Source organism: Gordonia malaquae NBRC 108250 (assembly GCF_000344135.1).
Lineage (GTDB): Bacteria > Actinomycetota > Actinomycetes > Mycobacteriales > Mycobacteriaceae > Gordonia > Gordonia malaquae.
Genome location: NZ_BAOP01000013.1, coordinates 120,624 through 138,936 on the forward strand (window position 1 = coordinate 120,624; position 18,313 = coordinate 138,936).

18 protein-coding genes are annotated in these 18,313 nt (G+C 66.4%); 11 read left to right on the plus strand and 7 right to left on the minus strand.

The window, feature by feature from the left end:
- The first annotated feature begins 36 nt into the window (after positions 1-36).
- A complete protein-coding gene (purM, locus tag GM1_RS10605; protein ID WP_008378668.1) occupies positions 37-1,128 on the plus strand; it encodes a phosphoribosylformylglycinamidine cyclo-ligase in 1,092 nt (363 codons plus the stop codon).
- Positions 1,129-1,475: 347 nt separating this feature from the next.
- On the opposite strand, the gene GM1_RS10610 is transcribed toward purM, so the two are convergent.
- Together GM1_RS10610 and ygfZ are read right to left on the minus strand one after the other, a co-directional pair.
- The gene (locus GM1_RS10610; protein WP_008378670.1) at positions 1,476-1,661 is read right to left on the minus strand and encodes a DUF3073 domain-containing protein; all 186 of its coding nucleotides are present in this window, start codon (positions 1,659-1,661) and stop codon (positions 1,476-1,478) included.
- A gap of 162 nt (positions 1,662-1,823) precedes the next feature.
- The gene (ygfZ, locus tag GM1_RS10615; RefSeq protein WP_008378671.1) at positions 1,824-2,981 is read right to left on the minus strand and encodes a CAF17-like 4Fe-4S cluster assembly/insertion protein YgfZ; all 1,158 of its coding nucleotides are present in this window, start codon (positions 2,979-2,981) and stop codon (positions 1,824-1,826) included.
- A gap of 38 nt (positions 2,982-3,019) precedes the next feature.
- Between ygfZ and GM1_RS10620 the strand changes: the two genes are divergently transcribed.
- From GM1_RS10620 to GM1_RS10645, 6 genes are all read left to right on the plus strand, one after another.
- A complete protein-coding gene (locus GM1_RS10620; protein ID WP_008378673.1) occupies positions 3,020-3,874 on the plus strand; it encodes an aminodeoxychorismate lyase in 855 nt (284 codons plus the stop codon).
- Positions 3,875-4,029: 155 nt separating this feature from the next.
- A complete protein-coding gene (locus tag GM1_RS10625; RefSeq protein ID WP_008378676.1) occupies positions 4,030-5,589 on the plus strand; it encodes a cytochrome ubiquinol oxidase subunit I in 1,560 nt (519 codons plus the stop codon).
- Between the two features lie 14 nt (positions 5,590-5,603).
- Positions 5,604-6,632, plus strand: a complete 1,029-nt coding sequence (gene cydB, locus GM1_RS10630; protein WP_008378678.1) for a cytochrome d ubiquinol oxidase subunit II — start codon at positions 5,604-5,606, stop codon at positions 6,630-6,632.
- Between the two features lie 48 nt (positions 6,633-6,680).
- Entirely contained in the window at positions 6,681-8,381 is a 1,701-nt protein-coding gene (gene cydD / locus GM1_RS10635; RefSeq protein WP_008378679.1) for a thiol reductant ABC exporter subunit CydD, read from the plus strand.
- Positions 8,381-10,090 (plus strand): thiol reductant ABC exporter subunit CydC, encoded by a 1,710-nt coding sequence (gene cydC, locus GM1_RS10640; RefSeq protein WP_040519887.1) that lies wholly within the window; start codon positions 8,381-8,383, stop codon positions 10,088-10,090. The genes cydD and cydC overlap by 1 nt, the downstream gene beginning before the upstream one ends.
- Before the next feature lie 158 nt (positions 10,091-10,248).
- On the plus strand, positions 10,249-10,737 hold the full coding sequence (locus GM1_RS10645; protein ID WP_008378684.1) for a ferritin: 489 nt from the start codon (positions 10,249-10,251) through the stop codon (positions 10,735-10,737).
- Between the two features lie 123 nt (positions 10,738-10,860).
- On the opposite strand, the gene GM1_RS10650 is transcribed toward GM1_RS10645, so the two are convergent.
- From GM1_RS10650 to GM1_RS10670, 5 genes are all read right to left on the minus strand, one after another.
- Entirely contained in the window at positions 10,861-11,478 is a 618-nt protein-coding gene (locus GM1_RS10650) for a heme-binding beta-barrel domain-containing protein (protein WP_008378686.1), read from the minus strand.
- Between the two features lie 287 nt (positions 11,479-11,765).
- Entirely contained in the window at positions 11,766-12,071 is a 306-nt protein-coding gene (locus tag GM1_RS10660) for a DUF1416 domain-containing protein (protein WP_008378688.1), read from the minus strand.
- Between the two features lie 41 nt (positions 12,072-12,112).
- Positions 12,113-12,940 (minus strand): sulfurtransferase, encoded by an 828-nt coding sequence (locus GM1_RS10665; RefSeq protein ID WP_008378690.1) that lies wholly within the window; start codon positions 12,938-12,940, stop codon positions 12,113-12,115.
- Between the two features lie 125 nt (positions 12,941-13,065).
- Positions 13,066-13,146, minus strand: coding sequence for a putative leader peptide (locus tag GM1_RS23270; RefSeq protein ID WP_353107989.1), 81 nt, complete (start codon positions 13,144-13,146; stop codon positions 13,066-13,068).
- A 27-nt stretch (positions 13,147-13,173) separates the two neighbouring features.
- Entirely contained in the window at positions 13,174-14,073 is a 900-nt protein-coding gene (locus GM1_RS10670; protein ID WP_008378691.1) for an LmeA family phospholipid-binding protein, read from the minus strand.
- Between the two features lie 89 nt (positions 14,074-14,162).
- Between GM1_RS10670 and GM1_RS10675 the strand changes: the two genes are divergently transcribed.
- From GM1_RS10675 to pstC, 4 genes are all read left to right on the plus strand, one after another.
- Positions 14,163-14,864 (plus strand): winged helix-turn-helix transcriptional regulator, encoded by a 702-nt coding sequence (locus tag GM1_RS10675; protein ID WP_008378693.1) that lies wholly within the window; start codon positions 14,163-14,165, stop codon positions 14,862-14,864.
- Positions 14,865-14,989: 125 nt separating this feature from the next.
- Positions 14,990-15,847: a mycothiol synthase gene (mshD, locus tag GM1_RS10680; protein ID WP_008378694.1), complete on the plus strand. Its 858-nt coding sequence runs from the start codon at positions 14,990-14,992 to the stop codon at positions 15,845-15,847.
- A 336-nt stretch (positions 15,848-16,183) separates the two neighbouring features.
- Complete coding sequence (gene pstS, locus GM1_RS10685; protein ID WP_008378696.1) at positions 16,184-17,257, plus strand: phosphate ABC transporter substrate-binding protein PstS; 1,074 nt, start codon at positions 16,184-16,186, stop codon at positions 17,255-17,257.
- Between the two features lie 2 nt (positions 17,258-17,259).
- Positions 17,260-18,312 (plus strand): phosphate ABC transporter permease subunit PstC, encoded by a 1,053-nt coding sequence (gene pstC / locus GM1_RS10690; protein ID WP_040519847.1) that lies wholly within the window; start codon positions 17,260-17,262, stop codon positions 18,310-18,312.
- Position 18,313: the final 1 nt, after the last annotated feature.

Genomic DNA, 18,313 nt, shown 5'->3' on the forward strand with positions numbered 1-18,313 from the left:
GCGTCGAAGAACACGATGTGTAGGAGAAGTACGACGATGACGGACGGGTCTGCCGCCAACCAGGCATCCGGGGGCGGTGCGTCGTACGCGGCCGCCGGTGTGGACATCGATGCGGGTGAGCGCGCAGTCGAGCTGTTCCTGCCGCACGCGAAGCGGGCGACGCGACCCGAGGTCCTCGGCGGCCTCGGCGGATTCGCCGGACTGTTCTCGCTGAAGGGCGACTACCGTGAGCCGGTGCTCGCAGCGTCGAGTGACGGCGTCGGCACCAAGCTGGCCGTCGCGCAGGCGATGGGCATCCACCACACCGTGGGCCGCGACCTGGTCGCCATGGTCGTCGACGACCTCGTCGTCTGCGGCGCCGAGCCCCTGTTCCTCCAGGACTACATCGCCGTCGGCAAGGTGATCCCGGAAATGGTCGCCGACATCGTCAAGGGCATCGCCGACGGTTGTGTCGACGCAGGCTGTGCCCTCCTCGGCGGAGAGACGGCCGAACACCCGGGCGTCATGGAAGACGGCCACTACGACATCTCGGCGACCGGCGTCGGTGTTGTCGAAGCCGACGACATCCTCGGTCCCGACCGCGTGCGGCCGGGTGACGTCGTGATCGCGATGGGCTCGTCGGGTCTGCACTCGAACGGCTACTCGCTCGCCCGCAACGTGCTCCTCGAACTCGGTCACCTCGACCTCGAGGGCCACGTCGAGGAGTTCGGACGCACGCTCGGTGAAGAGCTCCTCGAACCGACCCGCATCTACGCCAAGGACTGCCTGGCACTCGCCGCAGAAGCCGATGTCCGCACGTTTGCGCACATCACCGGTGGCGGCCTCGCCGACAACCTCGGGCGAGTGCTCCCGGTCGGCCTCGAGGCGGTCCTCGAACGCAACTCGTGGACGCCCGCCCCGATCTTCTCGATGATCGCGCAGCGCGGCCGCGTCGAGCGCCTCGAGATGGAGCGCACGTTCAACATGGGCGTCGGCATGGTCGCGATCGTCGCGCCTGAAGACACCGACCGCGCTCAGGCCGTTCTCACGGCGCGCCACGTCGACAACTGGGTGCTCGGATCGATCACTCGCGGCACCGATGGGGCCGCAGGCCGCGCCGAGCTCGTCGGCGACCACGCGCGCTTCTGACCTGTTCCGACCGTCCTCCGGAGTCCGCCCTCGCTTGTCGATCAGACCCAGCCCGGTCGTCGATCAGGCCCGGCCCGGTCGTCGAGCGCAGTCGAGACGTTCGCGTTGTTCGGCCCCTCGACTGCGCTCGGGGAGCGGGATGGTCGAGCGTGTCCTTCTCCGGTCGTCGAGCGTGTCGTTGACGCGGATACGAGAGCGGGCCCGGTCGGAATGACCGGGCCCGCTCTCGTATGCATGACTGTTCCGTTCAGCACTCACCACGGGACGTTCGGGCGCGCGGAAACGAGAATTCTCATCGCGTCAGAATGCGTGGAACGAGGTGAGGGGAGGAATCGAGTGTGCGCGCCTCAGGCGCGGTGCCACTCGTCTTCGCTGTTCCGGGAGTCGTCGTCCGACCAAGTGTCGGTCGTGTACGACTGCCCTTCACCGTTGGACAACTCGCGCTGCAAGCTGTCGAAGTCGGTGTTCGGAGCAGAGTACTTCAGCTGTCGAGCAACCTTCGTCTGCTTTGCCTTAGCCCGGCCGCGGCCCATATGGGACCCCCTCGCACAATGACGGGGCGGCCATCGTGGTGGCGGCCCCGTTCTATTCGTTAGTAATTCTCGTACCAGCAGTCTAGCGCGTGCTGACGACAAAAGCTCCTCAGGCCCGAGTGTGGGGTGGCGAGAGACGTCACATCTGGGACGAGAGCGAGGTCAGGACCGCCCGCGGAGACGATCCTGCGCCGCGCGACCTGCCGGAACCGAGTCGTCTGGCACAAACAGGTCGTCGTCGATGCGGGCTGCGGTTCCCGATTCCGGGTCGCCTGCGATCAGATCGGCGTCGACCGGGACTGCCCGTTTGACCAGAGCGAGCGCGATCGGGCCGAGCTCGTAGTGATCGATCACGGTGCCGACGCGTCCGACGCTGCGCCCGCCGACAGACACCGGATCGCCGGTCGCGGGCCTCGTGTCGGTGGCGCCGTCGAGATGCAGAAGCACCAGACGTCGTGGTGCGCGTCCGATGTTCGCAACGCGCGAGACCGTCTCCTGGCCGCGGTAGCAGCCCTTCTCCAGGTGGACGGCGCCCTGTTGGTCGGGTCCGCCGATCCAATCGGCCTCATGCGGAATGGTCCGATCGTCGGTGTCGATGCCGAGCCGCGCACGTCCGGCGGCCACCCGCAGCGCGTCGTGCGCCCACATTCCAGCCGGCCGCGCGCCTGCGCCGGTGATCGCGGTCCACCAGGCCGAGACGTCGTCTCGCGGCACGACGACGTCGACGACGGGGGTGGTGCGTCCTTCGCCGATCGGGGGCATCACTCGCCAGAATCCGAGCGGCTCCTCGTCGTGGTGTCGTTCGGGAAGGTCGCCCGCCGCGTACACGTCGGCGTCGGCCGGGATCTCGAGGAGTTCGGCGACGGCACCGGTGCGTGCTGCCGGTCCGATCAGTGTCAGGACCGCCATGTCGGCGCGTGCTGCGGGTGTGACCTGCGCCCAGAACACCATCTTCGTGAGGAAGTCGGCGAGAGCGGCGCCGCGGAACTGCTCGGTGTCGATCCACGTGACGTCGTTGATGTCGGTGATGACGAAATGATCCTCGACACGGCCGTTCAGGTCGAGCGACAAGTTTTCTGCGCTTCGTCGGTCGGGGAGCGCCGACACGTGCTGGGAGGAGATCGTGTGCAGCCATGTGAGTCGCTCGGGACCCGCGAGTTCGATGACGCTGCGGTCGCTGCGGTCGACGACGACCACTCCGTGCGACGCGGCTCGCTGCTCTCCGAGCGGGTCGCCGTAATGCCAGGCGACCCCGGGGCTGAGGTCCCCGTCCGGTGTGGGGACCGCGTCGGCGGACGCGGTCAGAATCGCAGAGCTCACGGGTCGAGAAGAATCCGCAGACATGCAGCCAGTCTACGGTGGGGGATGTGATCGTGGTGGACGGCGAGGGCCGGGTGCGAGACGCGGACGCTCCGCTGCTGTTCGCGGACGATCTGGCGGCGCTGAGGGGTGACGGAGTATTCGAGACCATCCTCATCCGAGATCGGGAATCGAGGCTGGTCGACGACCACTTGCGCCGGCTGGGCGACGGTGCACGGGCCCTCGACCTGCCTGCCCCCGACGCAGGTGCGCTGCGTCGGGCGATCGCTGTGGCCGAGGGTGAATGGGCGTCGCCCGACGATGCGTGCCTGCGCATTCTGTACTCGCGTGGGCGAGAGTCGGGCGGGCCGCCGACCTGCTACCTCACGGTCACGCCGGTCCCGGAGCGCTCGGCGATCGCCCGGCGTGACGGGGTGCGAGTGACCCTGCTGCCACGTGGGGTCGAACCGTCGTCGGCGCAGCCGTGGGAGCTGGCGGGCGCCAAGGCCCTCAGTTATGCGCGGAACATGGCCGCGCTTCGTCATGTGCAGCGGTCCGGGTTCGACGACGCGATCTACGTCTCCGCGGACGGGCTGATCCTCGAGAGCCCGCGGGCGTCGGTCGTCGCCGTCGTCGACGGGACTCTCACGACCCCGCCTCGTGACCAGGGCATCCTGCCGGGCACAACGCAGCAGGCGCTGTTCCGGGTGGCGGCGTCCTTCGATGTGCCGGTTCGCGAAGCCCGGATGACGCAGTCGGACGTTCTGGCGGCGGACGGCGTCTGGTTGCTGTCGTCGCTGACGCTCGCCGCGAGGGTCGCAGCCGTCGACACCACGGTGCTCCCGGTTCCTTCAGCGGCCGCGCCCGATGTGCCGAATCTGGTGTCTCGGGCCATCTCCGAGCGGATGATGTGACTGTGAATACAGGGCGGATGTCCTGGTAGGGGAGGGTCTTTCGTCTCCTGCGTCACGATGGTCTTGTATTCCAGGCGATCGCTACTACGCTCTGTAGTAACGCTCCGGAACAGAGCTCAACGACGAGCTCGGGACAACACGATTGTGAGGCGAGCGTGAATGTCGTAGACATCTCCAGGTGGCAGTTCGGAATCACGACGGTCTACCACTTCATCCTGGTGCCACTGACGATCGGACTGGCGCCGCTCATCGCGGTGATGCAGACCGTCTGGCACGTGACTGGCAACGAGCAGTGGCTGCGGGCCACCAAATTCTTCGCGAAGATCTTCCTCATCAACTTCGCGCTCGGTGTCGCGACCGGCATCGTCCAGGAGTTCCAGTTCGGAATGAACTGGAGTGAGTACAGCCGATACGTCGCCGACGTCTTCGGCGCGCCGCTCGCCATGGAAGGCCTTGTCGCGTTCTTCCTGGAGTCGACGTTCATCGGACTCTGGATGTTCGGCTGGGGCAGGCTACCGCGTCGAATACACCTCGCGTGCATCTGGCTGGTCGCGATCGGCGTCAACGCATCCGCGTACTTCATCATCGCCGCCAACTCGTGGATGCAGCACCCGGTCGGAGTCGAATGGGATCCCGTCCGTGAACGCCCGCAGATGACGAACTTCGTCGCGCTGATCACCAATAACACAACTCTTGTCGCCTTCCCGCACGTCATCGCGGGCGCGTTCCTGACGGCGGCGACGCTCGTCGCGATCGTCGGCATCTGGTGGATGGCACGCAACACCGTGCGTGCGCGCCAACTCGACGAGGCGATCGCGTCCGGCGACCACTCGGGCGTTCCCGAGACCTCGTCGCCGAGTCAGATCGACCGCACACCCGAGCAACTGCGTCACGACAACGCGACGCTGTGGAGACCGGTCACCCGGATGGCTCTGTGGGTGACGATCGCGGCCGGCGCGGCACTGTTCATCACCGGTGACATGCAGGGCCAGCTGATGTTCAAACAGCAGCCGATGAAGATGGCCGCCGCCGAATCGCTGTGTGAGACCGAGACCGGCGCGTCGTTCTCGGTGCTGAGCATCGGGCGGCAGAACAACTGCGATTCGATCGAGCACGTCATCGCCATCCCCAACATGCTCTCGTTCCTGTCCGACCACACCTTCGACAGCGAGGTCAAGGGCGTCAACGAGTTGCAGGAGATGTACCGCGAGAAGCTCAACATGCCGAACCAGAACTTCGCGCCGAACCTGTTCGTCACGTACTGGAGTTTCCGCGCGATGATCACGTGGGCCCTCGGGTCCGTGGTTGTCGCTCTCGGCGGCCTCTGGTTCCTCCGCAAGGGCCGAAGCGAAGTGCCGCACAAGTTCGGCCGCCTCGCACTGTGGATGCTGCCGACGCCGTTCCTGGCGAATGCGTCCGGCTGGATCTTCACCGAGATGGGTCGACAACCGTGGGTGGTGGTGCCCAACTGGGCCGATGCAGACGGTGACCCGCTGCGCATCCACATGCTCGTCCAAGACGGCGTCTCCAATCACACGCCGCCTATGGTGTGGACCACGCTCATCGGTTTCACGCTGCTCTACGGAGCGCTCGGCGTCGTCTGGTTCTACCTGGAACGCAAGTACGTCATCGCCGGACCGAGCGAGAAGGACGCCCAGGCGCCCGATGTCGGAGCCGACGACGACTCCGACAAACCCCTGTCGTTCGCGTACTGAGGAGGCTGAGAAAGATGACTCTGGAACACTTCTGGTTCGCGACGATCGCGGTCCTGTTCGTCATGTACTTCGTCCTCGAAGGCTTCGACTTCGGCGTCGGAATGCTGCTGCCGTTCCTCGGCCGATCGGCAGAACCCGACGGTGACAAGCGCCGTCGACTCCTCTTGAACACGATCGGGCCGGTGTGGGACGCCAACGAGGTGTGGCTGTTGACCGGCGGCGGCGCGATGTTCGCGGCTTTCGGCGGCTGGTACGCGACGATGTTCTCCGCGTTCTACTTCCCGCTGTTCCTGATCCTGATCGGGCTGATCGTGCGTGTGGTCGCCATCGAATGGCGAGGCAAGATCAACAACCCGCGGTGGCGTGCATGGTGCGACGTCGGCATCGGTATCGGTTCGTGGGTTCCCGCGATCCTCTGGGGCGTCGCGTTCGCCAACGTCGTTCGCGGACTGCCGATCGACGCCGACCACCAGTACACGGGGGGCTTCTTCAACCTGCTCAACCCGTACGCGCTGCTCGGCGGCGCCACGACGTTGCTCGCCTTCTTGACTCACGGTGCGCTGTTCATCGGGCTCAAGACGAGCGGAGTGGTGCGCGACGAAGCGCAGACTCTCGCGTGGCGACTGTCGATCCCGACGGCGGCGGTTGCCGCGGGCTTCCTGTTGTGGACGCAGATCTCCTACGGCAAGCCGTGGACATGGGCGATCGTCGCTGTCGCGGCCGTCGCCGCAGTGGTGCTCGTCGTGGCTGCCTACGCTCGACGTGAAGGCATCGCGTTCGCCGCGACCTCGGTGGCGATCATCGGCACCGTGTCGATGCTGTTCAGCGTGCTGTTTCCGAACGTCCTGCCGTCGACCACCGACGCCGCGTTCAACCTCACGATCGAGAACACGTCGTCGAGCCATTACACACTCGTCATCATGACGTGGGCAGCAGGCTTCATGACTCCGGTCGTGATCGCCTACCAGGCGTGGAGCTACTGGGTGTTCCGCAAGCGGCTCTCCGTCGATCAGATCCCGCCGTCCATCGGGCTGCCGTTGTGACCCCTCGACTGCGCTCGGGGAGCAGGGAGGAATGCTCGGGGAGCAGGGGTGAGTGAGCGCTCGGGGGGCCGCGTGCAGGCGCCGTTCGATCGGCGACTTCTGACCTACTCGCCGTCGGCGCGCAGGTACACGATCGCACTCGCGCTCTTCGCGATCGTCGACGTGATCGCGGTGATCGCGGGGGCCGTCGCGATCGCAGGCCTGCTGTCGGATGTGGTGACCGACCCGTCGGCACGGTCGTTCGGAGCGCAGGGAGTGCACCTCGCGGTGATCGTCGGCGCCTTCGCGACCCGCGCCGCGACGACGTTTCTACGCGACAGGTTCGCGCACCGTGCGGCGCTGCAGACGATCGCCGAACTGCGGTCGGCGGCAGTCGACGCACTGACCGATCCCACGCGCACATCCCCGCATCGGTTGGCGGCCGAACGGGACCGGGCATCGACGGTGCTTCTTCGTGGCCTCGACGCACTCGTCGACTATCTCGCCGACTACGTTCCCGCGCTGCTGTCGACGGTTGTCATCACGCCGTTGGTGATCGCGGTGGTGTGGTGGGCCGACTGGCCGTCAGCGGTGATCATCGTCGTCACAATGCCGCTGATTCCGGTGTTCATGGTGTTGATCGGCATGCTGACCCGGGACCGGACGCGCCGCAAACTAGACGCGATGAGCAGGCAGAGCGCTCAGCTTCTGGACCTGCTGACCGGCCTGCCGACATTGAAGGCGCTCGGGCGCGCAAACGGCCCGGCGGCGCGCGTCGACTCGCTCGGCGCGAGTCTGACCCGCAGCACGATGTCGTCGCTGCGCATCGCGTTTCTGTCGGGTGCGGTCCTGGAACTACTCGCGACCCTGTGTGTCGCCCTCGTTGCCGTCGGTATCGGTCTCCGCCTCGTGTTCGGTGACATGAGCCTGTACGCGGGTGTGCTCGCTCTGGTCCTGGCGCCGGAGGCGTACCTGCCGCTCCGTCGGATCGGCGCAGCCTTCCACGCCGCAGAAGACGGTAGGGAAGCCTCCCGCGAAGTGCTCGCGCTCCTGTCATCCGCTGCCGACGCGACCCCGGCCGATCGTCGAGACCACACAGTGGCAGCACCGCTCACCGTGACGCTGGACGATCTCGGGGTCCGCGGTCGAGACGGGTGGACGCCACGGCGTCTCTCCGCGATGCTGCGGCCGGGCGAGGTGACCGTCTTGACCGGTGCCAACGGTGCCGGAAAGTCGACTGTGTTGGCAGCGATCCTCGGCCTGGAGACGGCAGATGAGGGCTGCGTCAGAATCAACGATGTCGAGGTCGGCACGCTTGATCTCGACGCCTTCCACAGGCATGTCGCGTGGCTGCCGCAGAATCCGGTGATCGAACCTGGGACGGTCTCGGACAATCTGGCGCTCTTCGGTGACCTCGATCCGGATCTCGTCGCCGAGGTCTCTCGTGCGGTCGCCTTCGACTCCGTTGTCGCGGAGCTTCCCGCCGGACTCGCCACGACGATCGGCGCGGGAGGCAACGGCATCTCAGCGGGACAGCGGCAGCGGCTCGCGCTGGTCCGGACGCTGGCGTCGAACGCGCCGCTTGTCCTGCTCGACGAACCGACAGCACACCTCGACGACGAGACCGCCGCCCGCGTCATGGCCACGATCGATCGACGCGCCGCCGCGGGAGCGACAGTGGTGATCGTCTCGCATCGGGCCGATGTGCTCGATGCGGACGCGGGCGCACACGGCGTCGTGAACGTGGCAGGCGAGGCGGTGGCGCGATGATGCGCAACGACCCGCTCCTGCGGGCGTTCGACTTCATCGGCCTGCGTCGGAGTTCCTTGGTCGCCGCGATCTGCCTCGGGGCGGCCGGCGCGTTGTCGGCGCTCGGCCTGGCAGCACTGTCGGCATGGCTGATCACGCGGGCCTGGCAGATGCCGCCCGTCCTGTACCTGTCGGTCGCGGTGACGGCGGTCCGCGCGCTGGGCATCTCGCGGGCGTTGTTCCGCTATCTCGAGCGACTGGCGTCGCACCGCGTCGCACTGGACGCGATGGCGTCCGCCCGCGGCCGCGTGTATCGCGCCCTAGCAGGCGGATCGGGAGTCGGTGCACAGCGATCGGAGTTGCTCGCCCGTACGGCAGACGACGTCGACGAGATCGGCGACGCCCTGGTTCGCGGCGTCGTCCCGATGGCGGTCGGCGCCGTGACGGGAGTGGCCGCAGTCGTGATCATGGCTGTCGTGTCGCCGCTGTCGGCCGTTGTGCTGGCCGGCGCACTGCTGATCAGCGGGGTACTCGCTCCATGGTGGGCGGCGCGAGCGTCGGCGACAGTGATCACCGACGGCGCCGCGGCCCGGCAGCGGACGGGCCACGCGGTGACCACTGCGCTGTGGCACGGCCCGGAACTTGTGGTGGCGCGCCGACGTGGCGTGGCCCTCGAACGACTCCGCGATTCCGAGAACGATCACGCTCAGGCCGTCGATGCGGGAATGGCCAGGCAGGCTGTCGCCGCGTCGATGACCCCCGTGGCGATGCTCGTCAGCGTGGTAGCGGCCGCGGTGATCGCCGTCGACCTCGCGTCGGGGCTGAGCGGCTCGCTCGCCGGTGCGTCGTCGTCCGACTCAGTGATCACGCCGATGCTGTTCGGCGTCCTGATCCTGCTGCCGCTGTCGGCGTTCGAGACGACCGGTCCGCTGACCGATGCCGCGATCGCCTGGCAGCGCGGGCGGCAGGCCGGGGCGCGTGTCATGGCACTGGTCGACGGCGAAGGGTCGGCGCTCGACCTCGACAGACAGTCGCACCTCCTGCTCGTTGAGCGAGCGGAGCGAGTCGAAGCGTCGCGAGCAGACCCCGTGTTCAGCCCCGCTCCGCAGACCCTGATCGCGCGCGGCCTGCAATGGGGACACGATCGGTCGCTCGGTCCCGACGGGGGCATCGATCTCGATCTCGCCCCGGGCGCACGGTTGATCGTGGTCGGACGCAGTGGTGCAGGCAAGTCGACGCTGGCTGCCACGATCGCAGGCCAGCTCCGTCCGCTCGCAGGTTCGGTCGATTCCGAGCCTGCCTCCCTGCCGTGCAGTGTGGCCTACTTCGCGGAAGAAGGGCACCTCTTCTCGACGTCGCTCCGAGAGAACCTTCGCGTGGCGCGAGGGGACGCGACCGACGTCGAGTTGATCGAGGCTCTCACGGCCGTCGGGCTGGGGGAGTGGCTCCTCGCACTGCCTGACGGTCTCGACACGGATCTGGTCGGCGGAGGCTCCGCGCTCAGCGGTGGTCAGCGACGACGGATCCTGCTCGCACGAGCCGTCGTTCATCCGGCGCGGGTCGTTGTCCTCGACGAGCCGACCGAGCACGTGGACTCGAGCGACGCACCTGCTCTGCTACGCCGGATTCTTGATGCCGATGGCCTCTTCGGATCAGGGCGGACGGTTATTGTCGTCACCCACCAGAATGTCGACGAATTCGACGTGCCAATCGTTTCCGTTGGTGTGTAGCCTTCCTTTTCCCTTGTGAAGTAAGGCTGGGCTTTCCGCAGGTAGGCGTTGGTTTAGGCATGCCGAACCTCGCTGGAATCATTCCAGAAAATGGCTATTCTGGATTGAGTCAGAAGCCGTAGGAAATCGTCACACCAGCGAAAGGTAAGGCAATCCAAATGAAGATGAGCGAAGAGCTGGAAGTCGAATTCGCCAAGCAGATCACTCGCGAATACGAGTCGTCGTTCCTCTACCGTCAGCTTGCGATCGAGGTGGAGCTCCGCGACCTGCCCGGTATGGCGTCGTGGCTGCGCGCGCAGTCGGCGGAGGAGCTGACCCACGCCGACCGTCTGATCAAGCACCTCACCGACCGTGACAACCATCCGGTGATCGGTGACATCAGCATCCCGTCGATCAAGGTGGAAGAAGTCGCGGACGTCTTCGAGATCGCACTCGAGGCCGAGCGTGCCGTCTCCGAAGGGATCCGGAACCTCTACATCCAGGCCGAAGCCGAGCACGACCTCGATTCGCGGCCCACGATCGACTGGTTCATCTCCGAGCAGGTGGAGGAGGAAGCGACCGTCAGCGAGATCCTCGGCCGCCTCCGGCTGGTTCACGGCGACGGATCGGGCCTCCTGCGCATCGACGCGGAACTCTCCGCCGCCTGATTCGCGCACCGCTACTGCTCGTTGAGCCGCCGAGGAGCGTTAGCGACGAGGCGTGTCGAAATGAGTCAAACAAGAACAGCGTCGGTACTCCATAGGAGTGCCGACGCTGTTTTGTTCAGAAGGTCAGCCGATGACGCGGCGGAGCTTTGCGGAGAGACGCGGGGTGAGTTCGCCGTCGGCGTCGACGCGCTCCTCGACATAAGCGAGGTCGCCGTCGGGAACGAGGCCGTAGAGACGCTTCGCGCCGCCGGTGTGCACGCCGGTCTCTGTGCGCAGTGTGACGTCGGTGGTGAGGTTCCAGGACGTCTGCGTCAGCGGACGACCGTAGAACAGTTCGATCACACCTTCGGCGTGGGTGAGCAGCAGTTCGATCTCGTCGTCTTCACTGATCCGCCAGAAACCGGACTCGCGCTGGTCGGGCTGCACGTATGCGCCGTCGTCGTCGACGACCCAGGAGCGCGACTGCCACACGAGGTAGTTCCCGCCGTCGTGAGTGACGGTGATCTGCTGGCCGAACTGGTAGTCGTCGCCGGTCAGAGGGTTGTGGCCTTCGCCTGACCCTTCCCAGACGCCGACAAGCGGCAGCAGTGCGAGGAGGCCCGCATGCAGATCGGGGCCTTCGCGGAGGTTGGCGGTGTCGATCGGGAGCGGAAGGTCGCCGATCGTGGGCACGTTGAGGGATGCGGTCTCCTGAGCGCGCTGCTCGGCGTCGGAGATCGCTTCATTGCCCGAACGGGTCATGACTCGTCGTTCACCAGACGGTAGACGGTGTAGAGCGCGAACCACACGATGAGGAGCGACGCCAGACCCAGGAGGATTTCGAAGAAGAGGACCACGACTCGACTTTACCTCGCTGGGGTGGGCGCCGATAACTCTCCCCGGACGAGTGGCTGATAGATCACACCTTCCGACTCGCACGCCCCACTGCTCCTTGAGCGAGCGAAGCGGGTCGAAAGGGCGAGGGCGCAGACGACGAAACCCCGGCCCGCTCGAGGCGGACCGGGGTTCCGGCGAAAGACGTTGTCGTATTACTTGGCGACGACCACGTCGTGGTTGTGGACTCCGGGTCCTTCCGGCGAGACCGCGATGTCACCGTTGCCCTGTGCGCTGAGGGCGCGAAGCGTCCAGTTGCCGGGGGCGGCGAAGAAGCGGAAGTCGCCGGTGGCCGAGGCCACGACCTCAGCCGTGAACTCGCCCGTGCCGTCGAGCAGACGCACGAACGCGCCTGCGACAGGATTGCCCGAACCGTCGAGCACCTGGCCCGTCAGGACGGTCTCCTTCTCGACGTCGACGCCTGCGGGAAGGGTCTGTCCCTGCTTGGGTGCACCACACATGATGAAAGTTCCTCTCAGAAAAGTCTCGCCGGAAAGGCGAATCAGAGCTCGATCGGGGCGCCGACCAGCGAGCCGTACTCGACCCAGCTGCCGTCGTAGTTCTTGACGTTGGTCTTGCCGAGCAGTTCCTGCAGCACGAACCAGGTGTGGCTCGAGCGCTCGCCGATGCGGCAGTACGCGATGGTGTTCTTCGAGTCGTCGAAGCCCTTCTCCGCGTACAGGGCGTTCAGGTCCTCGTCCGACTTGAAGGTGCCGTCTTCGTTCGCGGTGGTCGACCACGGGATGTTGATGGCGCCGGGGACATGGCCGCGCTGCTGAGCCTGCTCCTGCGGGAGGTGTGCGGGTGCGGCGATCTTGCCTGCGAACTCGTCAGGGCTGCGGACGTCGACCAGGTTCACCGAACCGATCGAGTCGATGACCTCGTCGCGGAAAGCACGGATCGAGGTGTCTGCTGCCTGCGCGGTGTAGGTGGTGGCCTCGCGGGTGACGGTGTCCGAGCTGAGCTCACGGCCGTCGAGTTCCCACTTCTTGCGGCCGCCGTCGAGCAGGCGGACGTCCTTGTGGCCGTAGATCTTGAAGTACCAGTACGCGTAGGCGGCGAACCAGTTGTTGTTGCCGCCGTAGAGGACGACGGTGTCGTCGTTCGCGACGCCGCGCTCGGACAGGAGCGCACCGAACTGCTCGGCGTTCAGGAAGTCGCGACGCAGGCCGTCCTGCAGGTCCTTCTTCCAGTCCAGGCGGATGGCGCCCGGGATGTGGTTCAGGTCGTAGATCGAGGTGTCCTCGTCGACCTCGACGAAGACGACCTTGTCGGTGTTCAGGTTCTGCTCAGCCCAATCGGCGCTGACCAGGACGTCGGAGCGTGCCATGTGTGTTCCTTTCACAGGGAGACGTATGCGACACCGACAAGGGATGTCGGGCGCATGCCAGGGTGGAGAAGTGCCGAAATGCCGGGATCGCCGACGCGGCGGAAGGGAGAGTGCCGTTCAGACGGCTAGAGACAGCAACAGTTGGCGGTTCGACACAGGTCGATCGCCAGGCGGCGGGTGAGCATCAGCTCACTGCGGTGTTGCATGGCCACGACCCTACAACACGGGTTTGCTCAGACGGCCGGCCGAACGCGGGCGAAGTCTCTCACCACGAAGGTGCTTCCGCCGGCGTCGCCGATCACGACTAGATCACTTCCCCTGCTCAGGGACCTGTTCGGGGCCACGTTCCACGCTGTCGGCAACGGTGGGAGCACAGCGGAGAACCGCTTCAGAACGTCTGCGTAAAACTCTTTCGGCACGTCCGCGGAGTAGTGCTCTTCCGGGCCGTCGTAGATCCCGGTGGCCGCGATGTGCACACGGCCCGCGGCGACGAACGTGCGCGCGGAGATGCTGATCTTGACCTTCGGATACGTGTAACCGCTGGCGGACGGTGGGAACCGGCCGTCGTACTCCGGTGAGCCCGGCAGCGGGACCGTGCCGCTGAGCATGATGCCGTCGGTTCGTTCGAGGAGGCCGTCGCCCGGACCGCCCGCACCGACCTTGCCGTCGGGCGCCGGCGTGTTGATGTACAGGTCCGTGATCCCCATCAAACGACCGAGGTTCACCGAGTCGATACGAGTCTCGGCTGTCGCCTGTTGCGCCGTGATCGAGGTGTCGGGGCCGACGTCCCAGATGTTCCCGAGGTCGGGCTCGGTGAGTCGGGCGTCGAGTGTCGCGCGGGACGTGCCGCGGGGCCCGCCGTCCAGGACGACTCCTCGTGCACTGATCGTCACCTGTGGGAAGCGGCCGGACGACGCCTTGGCGAGGAACGGGAAGCCGCCTATCGTGACCTCGGGTTCGAAGGCCACACCGGGTGAGGACTCCAGTGCTCGGGCCAGTCGATGCTCCGCGCGAGATGCGGCGACATTGTCGACAAAAAAGCCTGTGACCTGCAGAATCACGACCCCGACCGTCAGCCACGCGAGCGCCCGCAGGGGCCGTTTCGGCAGGTGGATTCGGGTTGTCGCGGCCATCGGGTCTATTCTGTCATCACACCTTCACCGAGCTGCGACCAGCGTCGATCGACAGTTCACAAGAGGCCACGACGAGATCGGAGTGGTTAGTGGACCTATTGTTGTTGACGTCGGAGGCGTCCCCGGACGCCGTCCTCGAGGCTCTCACCCTGTTGCCGCACGACGTGCGTCTGGCGCCTGCCGACACGTCGTCGCTGGTGAACGCCGCCGAGTCGGACCTAGTTCTGGTCGATTCGCGTGCTGATCTGGCCGCGGCTCGAAGCCTGTGCCGCCTTCTCGATTCGACGGGCGCCCGCGTGGTCGCCGTCGTCGGCGAGGGCAGTCTTGTCGCGGTCAATCCGGATTGGGGGATCGACGATTTCCTCCTGCCCGGTACCGGCCCGGCAGAACTGGACGCCCGGCTGCGCCTGATCTCGTCGCGCGGGGTGGAGATCGAGCCGGAGCAGTCCGACAAAGTGACTCTCGGTGAACTCGTCATCGACGAGAACACCTACACCGCACGCCTGCGCGGCAAACCGATCGACCTCACGTACAAGGAGTTCGAACTCCTCAAGTACCTCGCGCAGAATGCGGGCCGAGTCTTCACCCGCGCCCAGCTGCTGCAGGAGGTGTGGGGTTACGACTTCTTCGGCGGCACCCGCACAGTGGACGTCCACGTCCGTCGCCTGCGCGCCAAACTCGGATCCGACCACGAATCGCTGATCGGGACCGTGCGCAACGTCGGTTACAAGGCCGTCAAACCCTCCGGCACACGCGCCGCAGACGAGTCAGGCGCGGGCGAGCCAGACTGAACGAAACTCACGACCTGGCAGAAAAGTAACACCGGGGTGCGTTTCGTACGCCACCCCTATGTGACTTTTGCGGCACAGCGCCTCGTCGAGCGCAGGCGCGGCGTCGGCGACTACGCTCGGAACGCATGACGGACATCCGAATCGTGCGTGGACATCTTGCCCCTGACGACGTCGAGCACGCACTCGCAGCGAACGCCGCGGCCGAGCAGACCGACGGGATCGATGCTCTCAGCGAGCAGCACCGGCATGCGGTGCAGGGCGAGGGCGTGCACGTCGTGACGGCGGGTGGCTACGGCAACGTGATCGGTCCGATGGCAGAGGCTGTTGTGCACCCCGAACACCGTGGGTTCGGGCAGGGGCGGGCTCTGGTCGCGGCTCTTCTCGACGTGGCGTCCGAAGCCGGCGACGATGCTCAGATATGGGCGCACGGTGATCTGCCCGCCGCAGCGCGCGTCGCCGAGGCACTCGGGCTGCGCCGCGAGCGTGAACTGCTGCAACTGCGACGTCGCACGTCCCAGGTCCTGCCCGAGCTGCCGAGCCGCGACGACATCGTGCTGCGGACCTACCGCGAGACCGACGACGCCGAGATCCTCCGCGTCAACAACGCGGCCTTCGACTGGCACCCGGAACAGGGCGGCTGGGCGCAGGAGCAGATCACCGAGCGCACGACGTCGGGCTGGTTCGACCCGGCCGGAGTGTTCCTCGCATTCGATTCAAGCGATCCGGACCGCCTACTCGGCTTCCATTGGACGAAGGTGGACAAGCCCGGACTCGGCGAGGTGTACATCGTCGGCGTCGACCCGGCCGCGCAGGGGCGCGGCCTCGGCCGGCTGCTGACCCTCGCCGGCCTGCACTACCTCGAGGGTCGGGGCGTCGACGAGGTCGAGCTGTATGTGGAAGGTGACAACACTGCCGCGCTCCACACGTACGACCGACTCGGGTTCCGTCGCTACCGCGCCGACATCACTTACCGTCGCCCGTAGCCGACCGCCTGCCCGCCGACGCGACCCCTGCTGCGCGTTCACGGTGCGCGACCCCCACTGCTCGTTGTCGGGCCGAGAGCCCCGCTGCTCGTTGACCGTGCGCGACCCTCACTGCTCGTTGAGCGAGCGAAGCGAGTCGAAGCGTCGGGCCGACTGACGCACGCTGCTACTCGGGTGCCGGGAGCGGGGCCAGCGAGTTCCTCTGGACGACACCTGATGTTCGTCGTCCGGACCCGACTGTTCGGAATTAGGTCACCGACGTGTCGCCGAAACCTAACCGGGCGTCGATAGCTTCGCTTCGTTACCCCGAAGCAAATCGAAAGGCCATCGACTCCCATGAGCGTCAACCCCAAGCTCGTTCGCAGCGCCGGTGCCGCGGCCGCCACCGTCGTGGCGGCATCCCTCGTCCTCACCGCGTGCGGCGGTTCCGATTCGGACGCCGGGTCCATCACCGGTGAAGGCTCCACCGCGCAGCAGAAGGCGATGACCACGTTCGCCGACGTCCTCACCGACAACGGCGGCGTCAACCTCGATTACACCGGCTCCGGCTCCGGCGCAGGCGTGAAGAAGTTCATCGCAGGCGACGTCGACTTCGCAGGCTCCGACTCGGCTCTCAAGGACGACGAGATCGCTGAAGCCAAGACCCGCTGCGGCGGCAAGGACGCATGGCACATCCCGCTGGTCGCGGGTCCTGTCGCAGTCGCGTTCAACGTCCCCGGCGTCGACAACCTGACCCTGAACGCCTCGACCCTCGCGAAGATCTTCGACTCCAAGATCACCTCGTGGGACGACGCCGCGATCAAGGCTCTCAACCCGGGCGTCGCCCTGCCCGCCACGAAGATCATCCCGGTCCACCGCAGCGACAGCTCGGGCACCACCGACAACTTCACCAAGTTCCTCAACGCGAACGTTCCCGCCGACTGGCCGTACGAGCCCAGCAAGGAATGGGCGGGCAAGGGCGGCTCGGGTGCGGCCAAGTCGACCGGCGTCGGCGACACGGTGAAGAAGACCGAAGGCTCGGTCACCTACGTCGAGTGGGGCTTCGCGCAGGAGAACGACCTCGGCATCGCCAAGGTCGACTTCGGCAAGGGCGCGACCGAGCTGACCGCGGCGACCGCAGGCAAGGCACTCGACCTGGCCAAGTTCAAGACCCCGGGCTCCAAGGACCTCGTCGTCGACACCACAGCGCTCTACAAGACTCAGGAAGCCGGAGCCTACCCGCTGGTCCTGACCACGTACGAGATCGTCTGCTCGACCGGCGGCTACTCCGACTCGAAGGTCTCCGAGAGCCTCAAGACGGCATTCACCACGATCCTCGAAAAGGGTCAGGACAAGCTGGCTGACGAGGGCTACGTGCCGCTGCCGGCAGCCTTCCAGACCACCTTGCGTGGGACGATCGACGCGCTGTGACCATGTCTGACACCGCCGCCGTCGATTCCGTGAAGAACGGGGATTCGACAGCGTCCGAGGCGGGGCGGGTTGCCGGTGGGCAGCCCGCCCCGCCTTCGGGGCGTCGGGACTCCTCCGCGCCCTCGGGCTCGGCGGTGTCTCGAACCGGGGACCGCGTCATGCGGACCCTCGCCACCGGATCGGGCCTGCTCGTCTCCGCCGTCATCGGCCTGATCGCACTGTTCCTGCTGCTGCAGGCGATCCCGGCGCTCGCCAAGAACACCGAGAACTTCTTCACCTTCGAGGGCACCTGGGTGGTGTCCGGCGACGATCTGAAGTTCGGTATCCCGCAGCAGTTCTACGCGACCGTGCTCGTGTCCGTGATCGCACTCGCGATCGCGATGCCCGTTGCGCTCGGCATCGCCCTGTTCATCACCGAGTACGCGCCCAAGCGTGTTGCAGGTCCGATCGCGTTCACAGTCGACCTCCTCGCCGCCGTCCCGTCGATCGTCTACGGTCTCTGGGGCATCCTGGTGCTCGGCCCGGCGATGGTCGGCCCCAACCAGTGGCTCGTCGACAACCTCGGCTTCCTGCCGTTCTTCCAGCAGCCGCAGAACGCGGCGAACATGTCGACCGGCGGCACGATGCTGACTGCCGGCATCGTCCTCGCCGTCATGATCCTGCCGGTCATCACCGCGGTGACGCGTGAAGTGTTCGCGCAGACCCCGCACGGGCATCGTGAAGCTGCTCTCGCGCTCGGTGCCAGCCAGTGGGAAGTGGTCCGGTTCGCGGTCCTGCCGTTCGGATTCTCCGGATACATCTCCGGCGCGATGCTCGGCCTCGGCCGTGCACTCGGCGAGACGATGGCGCTGCTTCTCATCATGTCGACAGCGGGCCCCATCGACTTCAACGTCATGGAGAGCGGTCAGACGTTCGCCACGATCATCGCGAACAACGCCGCCGAGTTCGACAACCCGCTGAAGACCGGCGCCTACATCTCGGCGGGCCTGGTGCTGTTCGCCCTCACCTTCATCGTGAACGCGGCAGCGCGCGCGGTGATCGCCCGAAAGGCGTGAC

What these genes read in the sequence shown, in the direction of transcription:
- purM (WP_008378668.1), top strand. Translation starts at nt 37, where the DNA reads ATGACGGACGGGTCTGCCGCCAACCAGGCATCCGGGGGCGGTGCGTCG.
- GM1_RS10610 (WP_008378670.1), bottom strand. Translation starts at nt 1,661, where the DNA reads ATGGGCCGCGGCCGGGCTAAGGCAAAGCAGACGAAGGTTGCTCGACAG.
- cydB (WP_008378678.1), top strand. Translation starts at nt 5,604, where the DNA reads ATGACTCTGGAACACTTCTGGTTCGCGACGATCGCGGTCCTGTTCGTC.
- cydC (WP_040519887.1), top strand. Translation starts at nt 8,381, where the DNA reads ATGCGCAACGACCCGCTCCTGCGGGCGTTCGACTTCATCGGCCTGCGT.
- GM1_RS10645 (WP_008378684.1), top strand. Translation starts at nt 10,249, where the DNA reads ATGAAGATGAGCGAAGAGCTGGAAGTCGAATTCGCCAAGCAGATCACT.
- GM1_RS10650 (WP_008378686.1), bottom strand. Translation starts at nt 11,478, where the DNA reads ATGACCCGTTCGGGCAATGAAGCGATCTCCGACGCCGAGCAGCGCGCT.
- GM1_RS10660 (WP_008378688.1), bottom strand. Translation starts at nt 12,071, where the DNA reads ATGTGTGGTGCACCCAAGCAGGGACAGACCCTTCCCGCAGGCGTCGAC.
- GM1_RS10665 (WP_008378690.1), bottom strand. Translation starts at nt 12,940, where the DNA reads ATGGCACGCTCCGACGTCCTGGTCAGCGCCGATTGGGCTGAGCAGAAC.
- GM1_RS23270 (WP_353107989.1), bottom strand. Translation starts at nt 13,146, where the DNA reads ATGCAACACCGCAGTGAGCTGATGCTCACCCGCCGCCTGGCGATCGAC.
- GM1_RS10670 (WP_008378691.1), bottom strand. Translation starts at nt 14,073, where the DNA reads ATGGCCGCGACAACCCGAATCCACCTGCCGAAACGGCCCCTGCGGGCG.
- mshD (WP_008378694.1), top strand. Translation starts at nt 14,990, where the DNA reads ATGACGGACATCCGAATCGTGCGTGGACATCTTGCCCCTGACGACGTC.
- pstS (WP_008378696.1), top strand. Translation starts at nt 16,184, where the DNA reads ATGAGCGTCAACCCCAAGCTCGTTCGCAGCGCCGGTGCCGCGGCCGCC.
- pstC (WP_040519847.1), top strand. Translation starts at nt 17,260, where the DNA reads ATGTCTGACACCGCCGCCGTCGATTCCGTGAAGAACGGGGATTCGACA.